13 protein-coding genes and 1 tRNA gene are annotated in these 16,196 nt (G+C 59.6%); 4 read left to right on the top strand and 10 right to left on the bottom strand.

Features of this window, described 5'->3' with window-relative positions:
* Position 1 precedes the first annotated feature (1 nt).
* The 8 genes from pqqD to F8N62_RS12155 all read right to left on the bottom strand — a co-directional run bounded on the left by pqqD (position 2) and on the right by F8N62_RS12155 (position 8,056).
* Positions 2–277, bottom strand: a complete 276-nt coding sequence (pqqD, locus tag F8N62_RS12190) for a pyrroloquinoline quinone biosynthesis peptide chaperone PqqD (RefSeq protein WP_008024193.1) — start codon at positions 275–277, stop codon at positions 2–4.
* Positions 274–1,026 (bottom strand): pyrroloquinoline-quinone synthase PqqC, encoded by a 753-nt coding sequence (pqqC, locus tag F8N62_RS12185; protein WP_150711154.1) that lies wholly within the window; start codon positions 1,024–1,026, stop codon positions 274–276. Before pqqC ends, pqqD begins: the two co-directional genes overlap by 4 nt.
* 136 nt (positions 1,027–1,162) lie before the next feature.
* On the bottom strand, positions 1,163–2,074 hold the full coding sequence (gene pqqB / locus F8N62_RS12180; RefSeq protein WP_150711153.1) for a pyrroloquinoline quinone biosynthesis protein PqqB: 912 nt from the start codon (positions 2,072–2,074) through the stop codon (positions 1,163–1,165).
* 72 nt (positions 2,075–2,146) lie between these two features.
* A complete protein-coding gene (gene pqqA / locus F8N62_RS12175; RefSeq protein ID WP_080932521.1) occupies positions 2,147–2,221 on the bottom strand; it encodes a pyrroloquinoline quinone precursor peptide PqqA in 75 nt (24 codons plus the stop codon).
* 155 nt (positions 2,222–2,376) lie between these two features.
* Positions 2,377–4,803 (bottom strand): pyrroloquinoline quinone biosynthesis protein PqqF, encoded by a 2,427-nt coding sequence (gene pqqF, locus F8N62_RS12170; protein WP_150711152.1) that lies wholly within the window; start codon positions 4,801–4,803, stop codon positions 2,377–2,379.
* A 42-nt stretch (positions 4,804–4,845) separates the two neighbouring features.
* Positions 4,846–5,640, bottom strand: a complete 795-nt coding sequence (locus F8N62_RS12165) for a carbon-nitrogen hydrolase family protein (RefSeq protein ID WP_150711151.1) — start codon at positions 5,638–5,640, stop codon at positions 4,846–4,848.
* 12 nt (positions 5,641–5,652) lie between these two features.
* The gene (locus F8N62_RS12160; RefSeq protein ID WP_150711150.1) at positions 5,653–7,335 is read right to left on the bottom strand and encodes a flavin monoamine oxidase family protein; all 1,683 of its coding nucleotides are present in this window, start codon (positions 7,333–7,335) and stop codon (positions 5,653–5,655) included.
* 259 nt (positions 7,336–7,594) lie between these two features.
* Entirely contained in the window at positions 7,595–8,056 is a 462-nt protein-coding gene (locus F8N62_RS12155; protein ID WP_150711149.1) for an Lrp/AsnC family transcriptional regulator, read from the bottom strand.
* A 175-nt stretch (positions 8,057–8,231) separates the two neighbouring features.
* Between F8N62_RS12155 and F8N62_RS12150 the strand changes: the two genes are divergently transcribed.
* The 4 genes from F8N62_RS12150 to F8N62_RS12135 all read left to right on the top strand — a co-directional run bounded on the left by F8N62_RS12150 (position 8,232) and on the right by F8N62_RS12135 (position 12,190).
* Complete coding sequence (locus tag F8N62_RS12150; RefSeq protein WP_150711148.1) at positions 8,232–10,586, top strand: glucose/quinate/shikimate family membrane-bound PQQ-dependent dehydrogenase; 2,355 nt, start codon at positions 8,232–8,234, stop codon at positions 10,584–10,586.
* A 107-nt stretch (positions 10,587–10,693) separates the two neighbouring features.
* The gene (locus tag F8N62_RS12145; protein WP_150711147.1) at positions 10,694–11,347 is read left to right on the top strand and encodes a peptidase M41; all 654 of its coding nucleotides are present in this window, start codon (positions 10,694–10,696) and stop codon (positions 11,345–11,347) included.
* 179 nt (positions 11,348–11,526) lie between these two features.
* Positions 11,527–11,892: a type II toxin-antitoxin system RelE/ParE family toxin gene (locus F8N62_RS12140; protein WP_150711146.1), complete on the top strand. Its 366-nt coding sequence runs from the start codon at positions 11,527–11,529 to the stop codon at positions 11,890–11,892.
* On the top strand, positions 11,885–12,190 hold the full coding sequence (locus F8N62_RS12135; protein WP_150711145.1) for a helix-turn-helix domain-containing protein: 306 nt from the start codon (positions 11,885–11,887) through the stop codon (positions 12,188–12,190). Before F8N62_RS12140 ends, F8N62_RS12135 begins: the two co-directional genes overlap by 8 nt.
* Positions 12,191–12,273: 83 nt before the next feature.
* Here the strand turns inward: F8N62_RS12135 and F8N62_RS12130 are convergent.
* Positions 12,274–12,350 (bottom strand) — tRNA-Ile (locus F8N62_RS12130).
* A 15-nt stretch (positions 12,351–12,365) separates the two neighbouring features.
* The gene (locus F8N62_RS12125; RefSeq protein WP_150711144.1) at positions 12,366–16,112 is read right to left on the bottom strand and encodes a bifunctional diguanylate cyclase/phosphodiesterase; all 3,747 of its coding nucleotides are present in this window, start codon (positions 16,110–16,112) and stop codon (positions 12,366–12,368) included.
* Positions 16,113–16,196 lie beyond the last annotated feature (84 nt).

The following is a 16,196-nucleotide window of genomic DNA, read 5'->3' as shown; positions in this document are numbered from 1 at the left end:
ATCAGGCAAGTTCGATCCAGTGCTGAGCACGGGCGACCTCCATGAATTGCTCGATGTCGTCACCGAGCTCGGGCACGCCGGGGAACTGGGCGTCCAGCTCGGCGATGATTGCTGCGACGTCGCGTTCCCCGTCGATCAAACCACCGATCAGCGCGGCGCTTTCGTTGAGTTTGATCATGCCTTCCGGGTAGAGCAGCACGTGGCCTTTCTGCGCCGGTTCGTATTGAAAGCGGTAGCCGGGACGCCAGGTCGGGGTTTTGCTGCGATCGAAACTCATAAGGTGATTCCTTTGTGCCAGACCCGTTGTTCGGTGACGCTGTGATACGGCGGGCGTTTCAGTTCGTAGGCCATGCTCATGGCATCGAGCATGCTCCAAAGAATGTCCAGTTTGAACTGGAGAATTTCCAGCATGCGCTCCTGGCCTTCCCGCGTCGTGTAGTGCTGCAAAGTGATCGCCAGACCGTGTTCGACATCGCGGCGCGCCTGGCCCAGGCGCGTGCGGAAATACTCGTAACCGGTCGGGTCGATCCACGGGTAATGCTGCGGCCAGCTGTCGAGGCGCGACTGGTGAATCTGCGGCGCGAACAGTTCGGTCAGCGAGCTGCTGGCGGCTTCCTGCCAGTTGGCCCGGCGGGCGAAGTTGACGTAAGCGTCCACGGCGAAACGCACGCCAGGCAGCACCAATTCCTGGGAGCGCAGTTGGTCCGGGTCGAGGCCGACGGCCTGCCCCAGACGCAGCCAGGCTTCGATGCCGCCGTCTTCGCCAGGCGCGCCGTCGTGGTCGAGCAGGCGCTGGATCCACTCGCGACGGATCTCGCGATCCGGGCAATTGGCGAGGATGGCCGCGTCCTTCAGGGGAATGTTCACCTGATAGTAGAAGCGATTGGCGACCCAGCCCTGTATCTGCTCGCGGGTCGCCCGGCCTTCATACATCGCCACGTGGTACGGGTGATGGATGTGGTAATAGGCGCCTTTGGCGCGCAGGGCTGCTTCGAATTCGGCGGGGGACATTGGGGTGTCAGTCATTTCGAGTCTCCGGGGAATCTTCGGTATCTGGTCTGGCCCCATCGCGGGCAAGCCCGCTCCCACAGGTTTTGTATACACCGCAGATCCCTGTGGGAGCGAGCTTGCTCGCGATAGGCCGCGCAGCGGTCTCGGCTTCTTACAACACAATACTCATGCCGTCATACGCTACTTCAACGTCACGCCGAACCAACTCCGCACGCTCCGGTGAATCCTCATCGAGAATCGGGTTGGTGTTGTTGATGTGGATAAGCACCTTGCGTTGATTGGGCAGTTGTTCCAGGACTTCCAGCATACCGCCGGGTCCGTTCTGCGCCAGGTGGCCCATTTCACGACCGGTGCGAGTGCCGACGCCACGGCGCTGCATCTCATCGTCGTCCCACATCGTGCCGTCCACTAGCAGGCAGTCGCTGCCGGCCATGATTTTCAGCAGCGGTGCGTCGACTTTGCCCAGGCCCGGCGCATAGAACAGCTTGCCGCCGGTGTTCACGTCTTCAACGATAAGACCGATGTTGTCGCCCGGATGCGGGTCGAAACGGTGCGGCGAATAAGGTGGCGCGGCGCTGCGCAGCGGCAGTGGGGTAAAGCGCAGGTTCGGGCATGCCGGGACGATGAAGCTGCAATCGAGCTCGATGCGGTTCCAGTTCAACCCGCCATTCCAGTGGGTCAGCATGGTGAACAGCGGGAAACCGGTGCTCAAATCTTCATGGACCATGTCGGTGCACCAGACGTTGTGCGGGCATCCTTCGCGCAGGCTGAGCAGGCCGGTGGTGTGATCGATCTGGCTGTCCATCAGGATGATTGCGCTGATGCCGGTGTCGCGCAGGGCGCGTCCCGGTTGCATCGGGGCGAAACTCTGGAGCTGGGCCCGGATGTCCGGCGAGGCGTTGCACAGCACCCAGTTCACACCGTCATCGGAAATCGCGATCGACGACTGGGTCCGGGCCTTGGCATTCAGGCTGCCGTCGCGCAAACCCGCGCAGTTCACGCAGTTGCAGTTCCATTGGGGGAAACCGCCGCCGGCGGCGGAACCTAGAATCTGGACAAACATGGATGCTCCATCATTTCTGCGCTGAAAATAAAAACGCCTCGGCAAACCGAGGCGCTGAACTGCTAGACAAACTTAGCGGCTTGCGAAGTACATGGTGACTTCAAAGCCGATACGCAGGTCGGTGAAAGCTGGTTTGGACCAGGACATGGGAGTGCTCCTTCAGGTGATGAGACAGATCAGATCTATACATATAGTCCACCTCCAGCCGGAGATGTTCAGATAGTTAGGTGGCTATGTTACTCAAAATTACAGGGCGACAGGCCTGCATTCTCGGAAAAAGCTAATTGCACCAGCGGTAATGATCATTCTGTCACTTGCCAAAGCGCATCGGGCCCCGAACCGCTGACCAGGCAGCGCCAGCCGCCTTCGGCGTTGTTCAGTCGATGGGCGGCGGCGAGCAGGGCGGGGCGATCGATGGCCAGAATTGACAAGGGCAGCTGCGTCAGATAATCCGACGAGCGGCCAGCGAACTTGCCTTGCCAGAGCAGTTCGGCAGCCTGCGTGGCGGGCAGAGAGGCCCTGTCGAATTGGTCGGCCAAGGCTTGGCGCTGGGCAATAAAAGTTGCCTCGTCAATAACCTCGATCATTCCGGGCAGTTCGCTCAGGAAGCGTTCGACGTGTTCCAGCAAACCCAAAGGGGCGGTGCCCGGCGATTGCACGCCGAACAACATCCCGGTCTGCCCATGGAACTGGCGCAGTGAGCTGAACACGGCATAGCCCAGTTGCAGCTCAACCCGCAGCCGCTGGTAGAACGGCGTCTGACAGACATGGGCCAGCAAGCGCCAAGAGGCTTCGTCGCAGATGTCCTGGGTAGCTGTCGGACAGAACAGCAACAACGCGTGTTCGCTGGATTCGGTGTCGAGCGTTGTCCACAGGCGCTGTGAGTTGATCGAGGACGGCAGGGACGGTTGTGTGTCCGCTGCACCGGGCACTCGGCTCAGGGCCAAACCCATCGCCGCTTGAGTCTGTGTCGACAGGCCGGTGGCCAAACCTTCCCAGCGCGCACTCGACCATAGCTGCTGCAAGTCATCAGAGACGGCGGCGTGCCCAAGGCAATGATCGGGCAGCGCCTTGAGCAGTTGTCTAATCGGGATCAGCGCAGTGCTTTTCGGTTCTTCCTGTGAGAAACCGTTGGCAGGTTTTGTCAGCTCATTCAGCGCATGTTCGAGAACGGCCGGCATAGGTTCCTGCAACCCGGTCATCTTCAGTAGCCATTCATTTCCAGATGCGCTGAAGGAAAAGTCGACGCCCGCCTGACGGGCATCTTCACGCAATGGCTGCAGATGGTTTTCCAGGTTTTGCTGAAGTCGAGGGTGAGGTCTTGCCTCGAGTCGCCAGCGCAGGTAAATCGCGCCTTCAGCGGTGTTATCCGGCAAGGCCTGGCTGAATTGCATCGGGGAATTTTCGCGACGGTTGCGCGAACGATCCTGGGCAAATGTTCGCAGGCCGCGGTGCTTGCTGGTTTGCCCGCGAATCAGTCCGGCGTTCTGGGGTGGTGCTTCGGCGCGCAAGAACGGGTTCGGTGCTGGCAGTTGCCATTCACTGCTGAAGTTATCCACAGCGCCAATTTTCTTCAGGATGTCCGTGAGCGCTACAACGCCTTGCTCGGATAGGCCGGTTTCAAGCTGTTCGCTGTCGAGTCGGGCCAGTTGTAGCGCACCGCTGACTTGTTGTTGGCGCTGAAGCAGGGCCGTGTATTCGTCACGCAGATTGGCCCAATCTTGCTGGGCGGCAAAAAAGCCCAGCCAATCCCGGAGCTTCTCGCGCAGGACGCTCGCCGGTGCGGTCGTTGTACATTCAATGTGCAGCACGGCTTGTTCGGAATATTGATACAGCGGCTCGGCGTTCAAGCGCTCAGCCAAACCGCGCGCGCGCAGTTCAGCCAACAACCCACCGGGTTTCGCGGCGTTCATCCAGTGGCATAGAAACGCCAATGCTTCGGACGATGACCGGGGCAGCGATTCGAATGTGAACAGCAGATCAAGCCGACGCTCGCTCACCTGTTGATAACTTGCGTCCGAAGATTCCATCAGCGGAATAGGAGCCTGTTGCGGGACGTTTTCTCCCGTGGGAATCGCCGCGCCGAAACTCAGCGCCATCTGCTTCAGTTCTTCGATACTTTGCGGCCCGGTCAGGCTCAGCGTCATCTGCCCGGTTTGATAGAACCGCTGATGAAAATCCCTCAGCGCCTGCTGAAATTCGGCTTGCGAAATGGGCAGGCTGTCGCGATTACCAGCGTGAAACCCGCGCAACGGATGAGTCGGCGATAGCCCATCAAACAACGCCAATTGCTGCTGCGCCGTCGCATCTTGCGACCATGCGACAAATTCTGCGTGCAACACTTCCCGTTCCCGCTGCTGATCGTCCGGATTCATCCGCGGATGGGCGAGCATGTCTGACAAACGCTCCAGCCCACCGCTGAACGACTGCGGCGTTAATTCGAAAAAGAAGTCGGTGGTGCGTTCGCTGGTCCGTGCATTCACTTGCCCGCCATGACCCTGTACGTAGGCCATCAATCCCTGGCCTGCGGGGAAACGCTCTGTGCCGAGAAACAGCAGGTGCTCCAGAAAGTGTGCCAGCCCCGGCCAGGCCAAAGGCACATCGTGACTGCCCGCAGCGACCCGCAACGCCGCCGCACAGCGCTTCAGATTCGGGGCATGACGCAACGTCACCCGCAGGCCGTTGGCCAGGGTTTCAGTGTGGGGGCGGGGGTGATTCAGCGCAGGCATGAGCACTTCCAGAACAGAGAAGCGCTCATGCTAGCGGATTACTCAGCGCTTGTTCAGTTCGCCGTAAAGCTCGGGGCGACGATCCTGGAAGTAGCGGTTGGCGGCGCGGGAGTCGACCATCAACTGGCGATCCAGCTCACCGACGATCAGTGCTTCATCGAGGCCGGCCTGGGCGATGCGGCTGCCATCCGGTGCGGCAATGCTGCTCTGTCCGCAGTAGTGGATCTCGCCTTCGTTGCCACAGTAATTGGCGTAAGCCACGTAGCACTGGTTTTCGAAAGCGCGAGCGCGGACGGTGACATCCGCGATGAAGTCGTAAGGAATCATGTTCGCCGTTGGCACCAGGATCAACTCGGCGCCGGCCAGGGCCAGACGCCGTGCGTTCTCAGGGAATTCCAGGTCATAGCAGATCAGGAAACCGAGTTTCCAGCCATTGAGTTCCACCAGCGGAAAATCATCCTGGCCGGCGCTGAACATTGAGTGATCAAGGTCGCCAAACAGGTGAGTCTTGCGGTAGTTGCACAGGCGTTCGCCCTGGGCGTCGATCAGTTGCACGGCGTTGTAGATCTGCCCGTCCTCGGTGCGCTCGGGGTAGCCATACAAAATGGCGATCCCCGTCGTCTTGGCAATGCGCGCGATCTGCTGCGCCGACTCACCGTTGTGCACCTCCGCCAGTACGCTGACGGCATCGACGCCGATGTTGTAGCCGGTCAGGAACATCTCTGGCAGCACCAGCAAGTCGGCACCTTTGGCCTCCAGCGCCAGTTGATGCAGGCGTTGCAGATTGCCGGCGACATCCAGTGGCAGCGGCGGGCATTGGTAAAGAGCTACGCGCATTTCGGATTCCTCTTACTCGGGCAGGGCGATCGGACCGATCTCGTTGAACACATCTCCTGGACCCGGGTTCTCGGCGTGAGTTTCACCGCCGAAGTGTTTCATGATGCCCCACACCGCATTCAGCGAAGTCTGCACCGCGCCTTCAACCCATGCCGGCGTCCACGAAACGTCGTCGCCGGCGATGAAAATCCCGCGTTGTTCGGCCGGCATGTCGGCTTGCATGAAGTGCGCGTACATACGCTGGTTGTAGCGATAGTGGCCGGGCAACGCGCCTTTGAAAGCGCCGAGGAAATGCGGATCGGACTCCCACGACACAGTGATCGGGTCGCCGATGATTCGCGCGGCGATGTCGACTTTCGGGTAGATTTTTTTCAAGGCATCCAGTGCCAGCTTCACGCGCTTTTCCACCGGGTGCGGGAGCATTTTCAGCGCATCGCTCATCCACGAATACGACAGGCAAATCACGCCCGGTTTGTCGTCGCCATTGTCGAACAGATAGGTGCCACGGGTCAGGCGATCGGTGAGGGTCATGCTCATCAAGTCGCGGCCGGTTTCCGGATCCTTGTCTTTCCAGAATGGCCGGTCGACCATCACGAAGGTTTTCGACGATTGCATGTAGCGCGTGCGGTCCAGAGCCATCCACATCTTTTGCGAAAACAGGCTTTCGTCGCATTCGATCTGCGTGGTCAGCAGCCAGCTCTGACAGGTGGTCAGCACTGCCGCGTATTCGCGGGAGTCGCCGTAGTTGTCGGTGACCGTGAAACGACCGTCCGGGGCGTGGGCAATTTTCTTCACCCCGGAACGCGGCGCCCCGCTGTGCAGCGAGCTCAGGCTGGTGCCTTCAGGCCAATGCACGCAACGCTCCGGCACATGGCGCCAGATGCCCAGTGGCACTTGTTCGACGCCGCCGACCACCAGGTGTTGATGGTCGTCGCAGTTGGTCATCACCACGCGGAAGATTTCCAGCATCGAGTTGGGGAAGTCCGAGTCCCAGCCGCCCGTGCCGAAACCTACCTGGCCGAAGACTTCGCGATGATGGAACGAGAGCTTGGCAAAGGCTTTGGACGTGGCGACAAAATCATAGAACGTGCGGTCGTCCCATAGCGGCACCAGGGTGTTCCACAATTCCTTGAGGCGCGGAACGTCGCGGTCGCGGATCGCTTGCTGGATATCCGAGAACTGCGAACCGGCTTCCAGTGCATCCGCCCACGCGTCAGCCACTTCCTGGAACAATGCAGGAAGATCCGCCAGTTTCTGTGCGTAATGGGTTTTGCCTTCCAGGTCGATCACGGTGCTGCCGGAAGCAGGCGTCAGCGGATTCGGGAAAGGTTTGGTTTGCAGGCCGAGCTTGTCGACATAGTGATAAAACGCGGTGGACGACACCGGGAAGCGCATCCCGCCGAGCTCGGCGACGATGCCCTCCGCGCCATTGAACGCCTGGGAGCGCAAGCGGCCACCCATTTTCGAGGCTTCGTAGACGACGGGTTTGAGGCCCAGTTTCATCAATTCATAAGCGGCGACCAAACCGGCAATACCGGCGCCGACGATCGCTACTTCAGCACCGTGGTGATGCGCCGGAATACTGCCGAGGCCGGCCGGGTGCTCGATCCAGTCGTCGAAGCCAAACGGAAAGTCCGGGCCGAAAATGGTGACTGGTTTCTTACCGTCTGCAGGATGGCGATTGTTCTTGTTCATGGCTGACCTTGCTGGCGACCGGACGCGGGATACGCGTCTGAGTATAGGAAAAGATGGCTGCCATTCTAGAGAGCGTAGGACACGTTAATAAGACGCAATGTGTCGTCGTTTTGCGTTCTGGTTGATCATTATGACGATACATCGCTGCACATCGCCCAATGTGGGAGTGAGCCTGCTCGCGAAGAGGGAGTGTCAGCCGACATGGATATTGGCGGGTGGATCGCTTTCGCGAGCAGGCTCGCTCCCACCGGGGCAGGGTTTAAACCGGTTGGCCGCGATCGATCTTGCTGCTCAGGATGATCGACGTCGTGGTTTTCTCAACCCCATCCACGCTACCTATCTGGTCCAGCAACTGATCCAGCTGTTCCGGCGAATCAGTGCGCAACCACGCCACATAATCAAATTCGCCACTCACCGCGCACAATTGCTGCACCTGGGCCATGGCACTCAGCCGCCGCAAGACTTCCTTGCCGGAGCGCGGTTGAACGGTAATCCCGACATACGCCTGCAAGCCCCCATCCACCAACCGCTGACCCAAGCGCACGCCATACCCCGTGATGACCTTGGCCTTTTCCAGCCGCGCGAGCCGCGAAGTCACGGTGGTCCGGGCGATTCCCAATTGTCGGGCGAGCATGGCCACGCTTTCGCGCGCGTTGGTCTGCAGGGCCGCAATCAATTGACGGTCGATTTCGTCAAGAACAGGTGGGCGAGTGTCAGGCAAGGGTCGTCTCCGGCAACACAAAATCAATGGATCCGCATGTTACAGCACCGCTCGCACAGCGCAGGGTTGATCTAGGCTCAATACCGTTCATGCCATTTTCACCTGCGACAATTTGCCATAAGTAACTGGGTAGTACATTATTCCGCGCTTGTCACAAATGGGGAAAATGACCGAAATGAATACTTCTGGGGCTGCCAGCGGCAGCAAATGGTTGCTGCTGGGGCTGGGTGTTCTGATTGCACTGATCGGGCTCGGGCTGGTCGGGGGCGGTGGTTATCTGGTTTCGCTGGGCGGCAGCTGGTACTTCCTGCTGATGGGCCTGGCCATGCTGGTTTCCGGGCTGATGATCGCCCGTTCCAAACGAAAGGGCGCGTGGCTGTATGGCGTAGCGCTGGTCCTGACCGCGATCTGGGCTGTTTGGGACACCGGTTTTGAATACTGGCCGCTGGTCTCTCGGGTGCTGACCTTCGCCGTGATCGGTCTGGTCGTGGCGCTGGCCTACCCAGCGCTGGTACGCGCTTCGGGCGCGACGGCAGGCCGTGGCGCTTACGGCCTTGCCGGCGTTTTGGGCGTCGGCGTTGTCGCTACGATGGCGTACATGTTCGTGCCGACTCATGTGGTCAAGGCCAGCAGTGAGCCGGCAGTTACATCCGTCGCACCCGGCACCGAGCAGAAAGACTGGGCTCATTGGGGCAACACCACCGCCGGCAACCGCTTTGCCGCGCTGGACCAAATCAACAAGGGCAATATCGACCAGTTGCAGGTCGCGTGGACCTTCCGCACCGGCGACATTCCGCAGAGTACGGGGGCTGGCGCCGAAGACCAGAACACGCCGCTGCAAATCGGCGACACGGTTTACACCTGCACCGCCTACAGCAAAGTCTTCGCTCTCGACGCTGACACTGGCGCCCAGCGCTGGAAGTTCGATCCGCAAGGCACCGCGCCGAACTGGCAGCGATGCCGGGGTCTGGGTTATTCCGAGGCTCCAGTCTCTTCGGATAATCAGCCAACAGCCTGTACGAAACGTCTGTTTCTACCGACCGGCGATGCGCGACTGATCGCGATCAATGCTGAAACCGGCAAGCCGTGTGAAGAGTTCGGCAACAATGGCACGGTCGACCTGACCACCGACATGGGCGAAGTGAAACCGGGTTACTACCAGCAGACTTCGACCCCATTGGTCGCAGGTGACGTGGTAATTGTGGGTGGCCGCGTGGCCGACAACTATTCCACCGGCGAGCCCCCAGGCGTCGTCCGCGCCTACGATGTGCGCAGTGGTGAGCTGGTGTGGGCGTGGGATCCGGGCAACCCGGACACCACCAAACGCCCGCCGGCGGGTGAGACGTATACCCGTGGCACACCGAACGTCTGGTCGGCCATGTCCTACGACGCCAGACTTGGTCTGGTGTACCTGCCCACCGGCAACGCCACACCGGACTTCTTCGGCGGCCAGCGCACGGCCTTCGATGACAAGTGGAACTCGTCCATTGTGGCCATCGACGTGAAAACCGGTCAGGTGCGCTGGCACTTCCAGACCACGCACCACGACCTGTGGGACTTCGACCTGCCGGCGCAACCGCTGCTGTACGACGTGCCGGACGAAAAGGGTGGCACCCAGCCAGCCCTGGCGCAAGTCACCAAGCAGGGTGAGATCTTCCTGCTCAACCGCGAAACCGGCGTGCCGATCGCCCGTGTTGAAGAGCGCGCGGTACCGCAAGGCAATGTGCCTGGCGAACGCTACTCACCGACCCAGCCGTTTTCGGTGGATATGCCGTCCATCGGCAACAAAACCCTGACCGAAGCCGACATGTGGGGTGCCACGCCGTTTGACCAGTTGATGTGTCGCATCCAGTTCAAAGGCATGCGCCACGAAGGCGTTTACACCCCGCCGGGCATGGACCGTGCGCTGCAATTCCCGGGTTCGCTGGGCGGCATGAACTGGGGCAGCGTCTCCGTTGATCCGAACACCCACTATATGTTCGTCAACGACATGCGCCTGGGCCTGGCCAATTACATGATCCCGCGCGACAAGATCGGCGCCGGGGCCAGTGGTATCGAAATGGGCGTGGTGCCGCAGGAAGGCACGCCGTTCGGCGCCATGCGCGAACGCTTCCTCTCGGCGGCCGGTATCCCGTGCCAGAAACCGCCGTTTGGCACCCTGTCCGCTATCGACCTCAAGACCCACAAACTGATGTGGCAAGTCCCGGTCGGCACCGTCCAGGACACCGGCCCGCTGGGCATCCGCATGCACCTGCCGATCCCGATCGGCATGCCAACCCTGGGCGCGTCCCTGGCCACCCAGTCCGGTCTGTTGTTCTTTGCGGGTACGCAGGATTTCTACCTGCGTGCTTTCGATACGGGCAATGGCAATGAAATCTGGAAATCGCGTTTGCCAGTCGGCAGTCAGTCGGGACCGATGACCTATGTTTCGCCGAAAACCGGTAAGCAATACATCCTCCTGACAGTGGGTGGCGCGCGCCAATCTCCGGATCGTGGAGATTATGTGATTGCGTATGCCTTGCCTGAGTAAAGTCTGATTCGCAGGTACGAAAAAGCCGCGCTTATGCGCGGCTTTTTTGCCTGCGGGATTGCTACAGTCAGTCGTAGTCGAATGCAAAAATGGAAGGATGCGAGGTGATGGACATGGCAATGCCAACCGCAGTGCGCGACCGCGCCATGCAGATCGCACATCACGAAATGGGCCACTACGTCATAGCCCGGGCCCTGGGGTTTGCGACGGGGGGCGTGACGCTGTCCGTGACCATGGACTTGAGGCATCAAGGGGGAGCGTCCATCACTCTTGCACGGCCGATTACTTCGATGGATGCACTGAACGCGCATCTCGAGGCCCGGATGATGGTGCTCATGGCCGGCGCAATGGGGCAGACGTTATCTTCAACAAAATCGACGGGTAAACGTGTCGACAAGTCGAAGGCAGTTGCAATTCTGAAGGGAGCGTTCGGGGCGGAACAGGATTACGCAAAGGTAAAAGAGTTACAGAATCTGCTGCGCAACATCACCTTCCCCGACACGGATCCCGCATCGTTCGAGTGCATCACGGCGGAGCTTAAAGTGATCACTGATCGCGTGTGGTCGCGGACTCAAGCAGTCGTTGAGGACCTCGCCGGTACGATTTCCGAGCTGGCCATCGCGCTGGTTGGCGGCATGACGCTCGTGGAGCAGTGGGGTAGGGCGGCGGATACGTATGAGGTTGTGCTGACGCGAGAAGTGCTTGAGCGATGGCCGGCGGTGCGGGCTATTCCTGCTATCGAACATGCTCAGCGTCTTTAGCTTCGCACGCGTCATCCGATATTCCGACACCGCAAGTAAACACAACAATCGCAATGCCGAACATTCCGGTCCAACCAGAAACCACCATTAACAATTTCATGGTCAACCAAGGTGGTCGCATGGCCGCTACCGCCTAGAGTTATTCCCTTGAGATCATATTCCTTGGGTGGCATATTGTTATGGGTTGGGAGATTGAATACACCGATGAGTTTGAAGGGTGGTGGGAAGGGCTGGATGCAAAGGAGCAAGCCTCGGTGTCAGCCAGCGTAGATTTGCTGGGGGTCTTCGGTCCGGCCCTGAGTTATCCCCATAGCAGCGATATCAAGGGCTCACGACTAGGCAATCTTCGAGAGTTGCGGGTCCAGCATGCGGGGCAACCCTACCGCGTGCTCTATGCGTTTGATCCACGGCGATGCGCGTTACTGTTAATCGGAGGCAACAAAACCGGTCGCAACCGTTGGTACGAAAAGCATGTCCCGCAGGCCGAAAGTTTGTATGACGAACATTTGGAAATATTGAGTAAAGAGGGCCGCAACGATGGCTAAAAAATTCGCTGAACTTCAAGCCCGCATGACGCCGGAGTCTCGCGCTGACGCTGAGCAGTTGTTCCAGCAGCACCTGAAAGAAATGCCCCTGCACGAGCTTCGTAAGGCTCAAGACCTCAGCCAGGAAGCGTTGGCCAAGACGTTACATGTCAACCAAGCGGCAATTTCCAGAATGGAGCGGCGCACAGACATGTACATCAGCACCTTGCGAAACTACATCCGGGCCATGGGCGGCGAGCTGGAAATTATCGCGACCTTTCCCGAGGGCCAGATCAGGATCGAGAATTTCGCTAGCTGAGAAGATTGAGTCACGCAGTAGACGAAATCGCGTGATTCCGTTTCACACGAAAAAGCCGCGCATTCAGCGCGGCTTTTTTTGTTTGGTGGGCCCACACGGACTTGAACCGTGGACCAAAGGATTATGAGTCCTCTGCTCTAACCAACTGAGCTATAGGCCCTCAGTAGGTCGCGGATTATAGCGACGGTTTCTCGGCTGTGCTATCCGAAAAATCCAATACGGTTGTACGAAGAAACGTCGCGGCAAATTCATCCGCCGGCAGAGGAGGGCTGACGATGTAGCCCTGGATCTGTTCGCACCCTTCCTCGGCGAGGAATTGCTGCTGCGCCGGGGTCTCGACGCCTTCGGCAATCACCGTGAATTGCATGCTGCGTCCCAGCGCAATAATGGCGCGCACGATTGCCGCATCGTGCGGATCATCCGGCAGGCCGCGGACGAAAGACTGGTCGATCTTGAGGATGTCCAGCGGCAAGCGCTTGAGGTAACTCAGGGATGAGTAGCCCGTGCCGAAGTCATCGATCGCTAGCTGCACGCCCAAGTGTTTGAGCTGATGCAGCACCGCCAGCGCTTCCTCAGCCTGGCTCATGATGAAGTTTTCAGTAATTTCCAGTTGCAACAATCCGGGGTGAAGGCCGTTCTCCTTGAGCAGTTGTTCGATCCGGCCAAGCAGGTTGGGCTGGCGCAGCTGGGCGCCCGCGAGGTTGACCGACAGTGGGCCGAGGGATTCGTAGGCTTGACCCCATTCGTACATCTGGCGACAGGCAGTTTCGAGCACCCAGTCGCCGATTTGCAGGATCATTCCGTTCTCTTCGGCCAGGGAAATAAAGTGCTCCGGCGGCACGGCGCCAAAGGTCGGGTGATGCCAGCGTATCAGCGCCTCCGCACCGACCAGGCGATTGTCGTGGAGGCTGATTTTCGGCTGGTAGTGCAGCAACAATTCATTTCGCTCGATGGCACGGCGCAGTTCGTGCTCCAGCGCGACACGCTCGCTGGCTTGTGCGGTCAGGTCGCGGGTGTAGCTTTCCACCCGGTTGCGGCCTTTGGCCTTGGAGCGGTACATCGCCGCGTCGGCGTTCTTGATCAGCGTCGCGACGTCGCAGCCATCTTTCGGATACAAACTGGTGCCAATGCTGGCGCTGATGAAAAACTCATGCTCGCCAGCCTGGAACGGTGCGCCGAAGCAGTTAAGCAGTTTGGTGGCAATGTTGTCGGCATCGCTGGACTGTTGCAGGCCGGGGAGCAGGATGATGAATTCGTCGCCGCCGAGACGCGCGACGGTGTCGATGTCGCGCAATTGGTCCTTGAGGCGCACCGCGATGCCCTTCAGAAGCAGGTCGCCAACCGGGTGGCCGAGGCTGTCGTTGATGTGTTTGAAGCGGTCCAGATCGAGGAACAGCACCGCGCCCTGGCCACCGTTTTCCTGTTGATTGTTGAGTGCGGTCAGCAGTCGACTCTCGAACAGTGTGCGATTGGGCAAGCCGGTCAGTGGGTCGTGGTGCGCCTGATAGTCGAGTTTGGCTTGCGCGTGCTTGAGGCTGGAAATGTCCGCAAACACGGCGACAAAATGGGTGATGAATTTCTCGCGGTTGCGTACGGCGCTGATCGTCAGCCAACTCGGGTATAACTCGCCGTTTTTACGCCGATTGGAAATCTCGCCCTGCCAATGGCCTTCGGCGGTCAGTTGATGCCACATGGCGGCGTAGAAAGCGCTGTCGTGCAGGCCGGAGGCAAGCAGGCGCGGGGTGTGGCCCAGTGCCTCGCTTTCGCTGTAGCCGGTAATTTCGGTAAACGCGCGGTTAACCGCGCTGATGTGCTGCTGGGTGTCGGTGATCAACACGCCTTCGGCGGTGCTTTCGAAAACAGTCGCCGCCTGCTGCAGTTTTTCCTGCATCAGATGCCGCTCGGTGATGTCTCGGGCGATGGTCAGCATGCAGTCTTCATCGCCGATCGGCAGGGGACGACTCGACACCTCACAGAGGCGGATCTGGCCGTCGCTGCGGCGGATATGGCAACTGAAGTCGCGGACGAAACCGTCACGATGCAGCAGGTCGAGCATCTGTTTGCGTTCGTTGAGGTTGACCCAGATGCCCAGTTCGAGCGCCGAGCGATCCACCGACATCGCGCTGTTGAAACCGGTAATGCGGCTGAAGCCCTCGTTGACCTCCAATAGCAAGCCGTCGCTCTGCCGGGACAACAGCAAGCCGTCGGGCGAGGCATGGAAGGCCTTGGCAAATTTTTCTTCGGAGGTTTGCAGTTGTTGCTGGGTTTCCTTGAGCTGGCTGATATCGCGTACGACCACGACCAGCGCGGGGGTCGTTTCGAGGTCGAACGGTTCTGCGGAGATCAGGCCGGTAAACACTTGGCCATTGTTGCGGCGAAAGGGCATCTCCAGGTTGCGAATACTGCCGGCCTGCAATCGCTGCAACAAACCCGGCCCCACGCCGGGTATGCCCCAGATGTTCAGGTCAGTGGCGGTTTGACCGATGACTTCTTCGGCCCTGAGACCAATCTGTTCTTCAAACGCCTCGTTGACCTCCAGCAGGCAGCCGTCGCACAGGCGTGCAATGACCAGGATGTCCGGGCATTGCTGGAACACCGAGGCGAACTTCTGTTCCGACAGGCGTAGCGCCTCTTCAGTCCGTTTGGCCTCGCTGATGTCGATCATCAACCCGCGCATCACCGGTTCATGGCCGTGCTCGATCAGGCTGACGATGTCACGCACCCAAATGCAGCGACCATCGGCCGTGATGACCCGGTAATCAAGGCTGTGGTCGCGCCCGGCCAGCACTTCGTGATCGCAGAAGGTCTGGGCACGGGTCAAGTCGGCGGGGTGGATGATGTTGCGCCAGAAACCGGGAATCAGCCAATGGGACAGGGGGTAGCCGAGCAATTCTTCGGCATGGGGTGACACATAGCTGTAGGTGAAGTCGGAGATGCGCGCTTCCCAGGCAATCGCCGAAAGGCTCTCCACCAGCCCGCGGTAATGGTATTCGCTGCTGCGCAGTTCCTGTTCCAGGTCGACGCGACGCGCAATTTCCGAACTCAGTCGGCGGTTGATCCGGATCACCACCGCCAGCACCGTGATCAGCACCAGCAACCCCGGCAGGCCGTACACCAGCAAGTCTGACCAGAAAGTTCGATGATCAAGGACGTTGCCGACCCACTGCTCCTGAATGGCGCTGATTTCGGCCGGGGTCATGTCTGCCAGGACTTTGTCGAGGATGCCGACCAGAATCTTGTTGTCCTTGGGCACGCCCATGGCCAGTTGATAGCGATAAGGTGTTTCACCGCTGACATACAGTCCGTCGAGCTTGAGCTGACGCAGGCTCCAGACGCTGGAAGCTAGGTCGCCAACCACCGCGTCCACTTCATCGGTCGCCAACGCCTGCAAGGCAGAGCTGACGTTGGGCATGCCTACCAGGTTCAAATCAGGGTGACGGGTGCGCAGCAATTCATGCGGGGCGTAGTTTTCCACTACGGCGATTTTCAGTCCGTACAGGTCTTCGAGCTTGCGCGGCTGAGCGCCTCCGACGTGGGCCAGGATGACGATCGGAAAATCCAGGTAGGGGCGCGTAAACGCTAGATATCCCTGGCGCTCCGGGGTCGACATGATGCCCGGCAACAGGTCCAGCCGGGCTTGTTTGGCCTGCTCGAGAACAACTGTCCAGCTCACCGGTTCAATGGGCGTGAGCTTGATCTTCAGGCGCTGGCGTATCAGGTCGATGTAATCCGCTGCAAGGCCCTGATAGCGGCCCTGATCGTCGCGAAATTCGAAGGGTGGCCAAGACGCATCGACACCCAGGCGCAGGTCCGGGTGGGCCGTCAGCCAGCTACGTTCTTCGTCGGTCAGAGTCAGCGCGCCAGCCGTTGCGGTCCAGGTCATCAGCGACAGCAAATAAAGCACGGTCGGCATTCTGGGCATAACGGTCTCGTTATGGCTCGGGGGAATGATTCGAGTGTAGACGGGCAATTCGGCGGGGGGGAGGTGCGAGGGATTTAATCTGCA

This window comes from Pseudomonas fluorescens (genome assembly GCF_902497785.1).
Classification (GTDB): domain Bacteria; phylum Pseudomonadota; class Gammaproteobacteria; order Pseudomonadales; family Pseudomonadaceae; genus Aquipseudomonas; species Aquipseudomonas fluorescens_BO.
Note: the sequence above shows the minus strand (reverse complement) of the source record. Positions and strands in the feature narration are given on the sequence as shown.

Excerpts from the sequence above, each read along its gene's own strand:
- pqqC (WP_150711154.1), bottom strand. The coding sequence starts at position 1,026 with ATGACTGACACCCCAATGTCCCCCGCCGAATTCGAAGCAGCCCTGCGC.
- F8N62_RS12165 (WP_150711151.1), bottom strand. The coding sequence starts at position 5,640 with ATGCGCGTAGCTCTTTACCAATGCCCGCCGCTGCCACTGGATGTCGCC.
- F8N62_RS12150 (WP_150711148.1), top strand. The coding sequence starts at position 8,232 with ATGAATACTTCTGGGGCTGCCAGCGGCAGCAAATGGTTGCTGCTGGGG.
- pqqD (WP_008024193.1), bottom strand. The coding sequence starts at position 277 with ATGAGTTTCGATCGCAGCAAAACCCCGACCTGGCGTCCCGGCTACCGC.
- pqqB (WP_150711153.1), bottom strand. The coding sequence starts at position 2,074 with ATGTTTGTCCAGATTCTAGGTTCCGCCGCCGGCGGCGGTTTCCCCCAA.
- F8N62_RS12160 (WP_150711150.1), bottom strand. The coding sequence starts at position 7,335 with ATGAACAAGAACAATCGCCATCCTGCAGACGGTAAGAAACCAGTCACC.
- F8N62_RS12140 (WP_150711146.1), top strand. The coding sequence starts at position 11,527 with ATGGGTTGGGAGATTGAATACACCGATGAGTTTGAAGGGTGGTGGGAA.
- F8N62_RS12125 (WP_150711144.1), bottom strand. The coding sequence starts at position 16,112 with ATGCCCAGAATGCCGACCGTGCTTTATTTGCTGTCGCTGATGACCTGG.
- F8N62_RS12135 (WP_150711145.1), top strand. The coding sequence starts at position 11,885 with ATGGCTAAAAAATTCGCTGAACTTCAAGCCCGCATGACGCCGGAGTCT.
- pqqF (WP_150711152.1), bottom strand. The coding sequence starts at position 4,803 with ATGCCTGCGCTGAATCACCCCCGCCCCCACACTGAAACCCTGGCCAAC.
- F8N62_RS12145 (WP_150711147.1), top strand. The coding sequence starts at position 10,694 with ATGGACATGGCAATGCCAACCGCAGTGCGCGACCGCGCCATGCAGATC.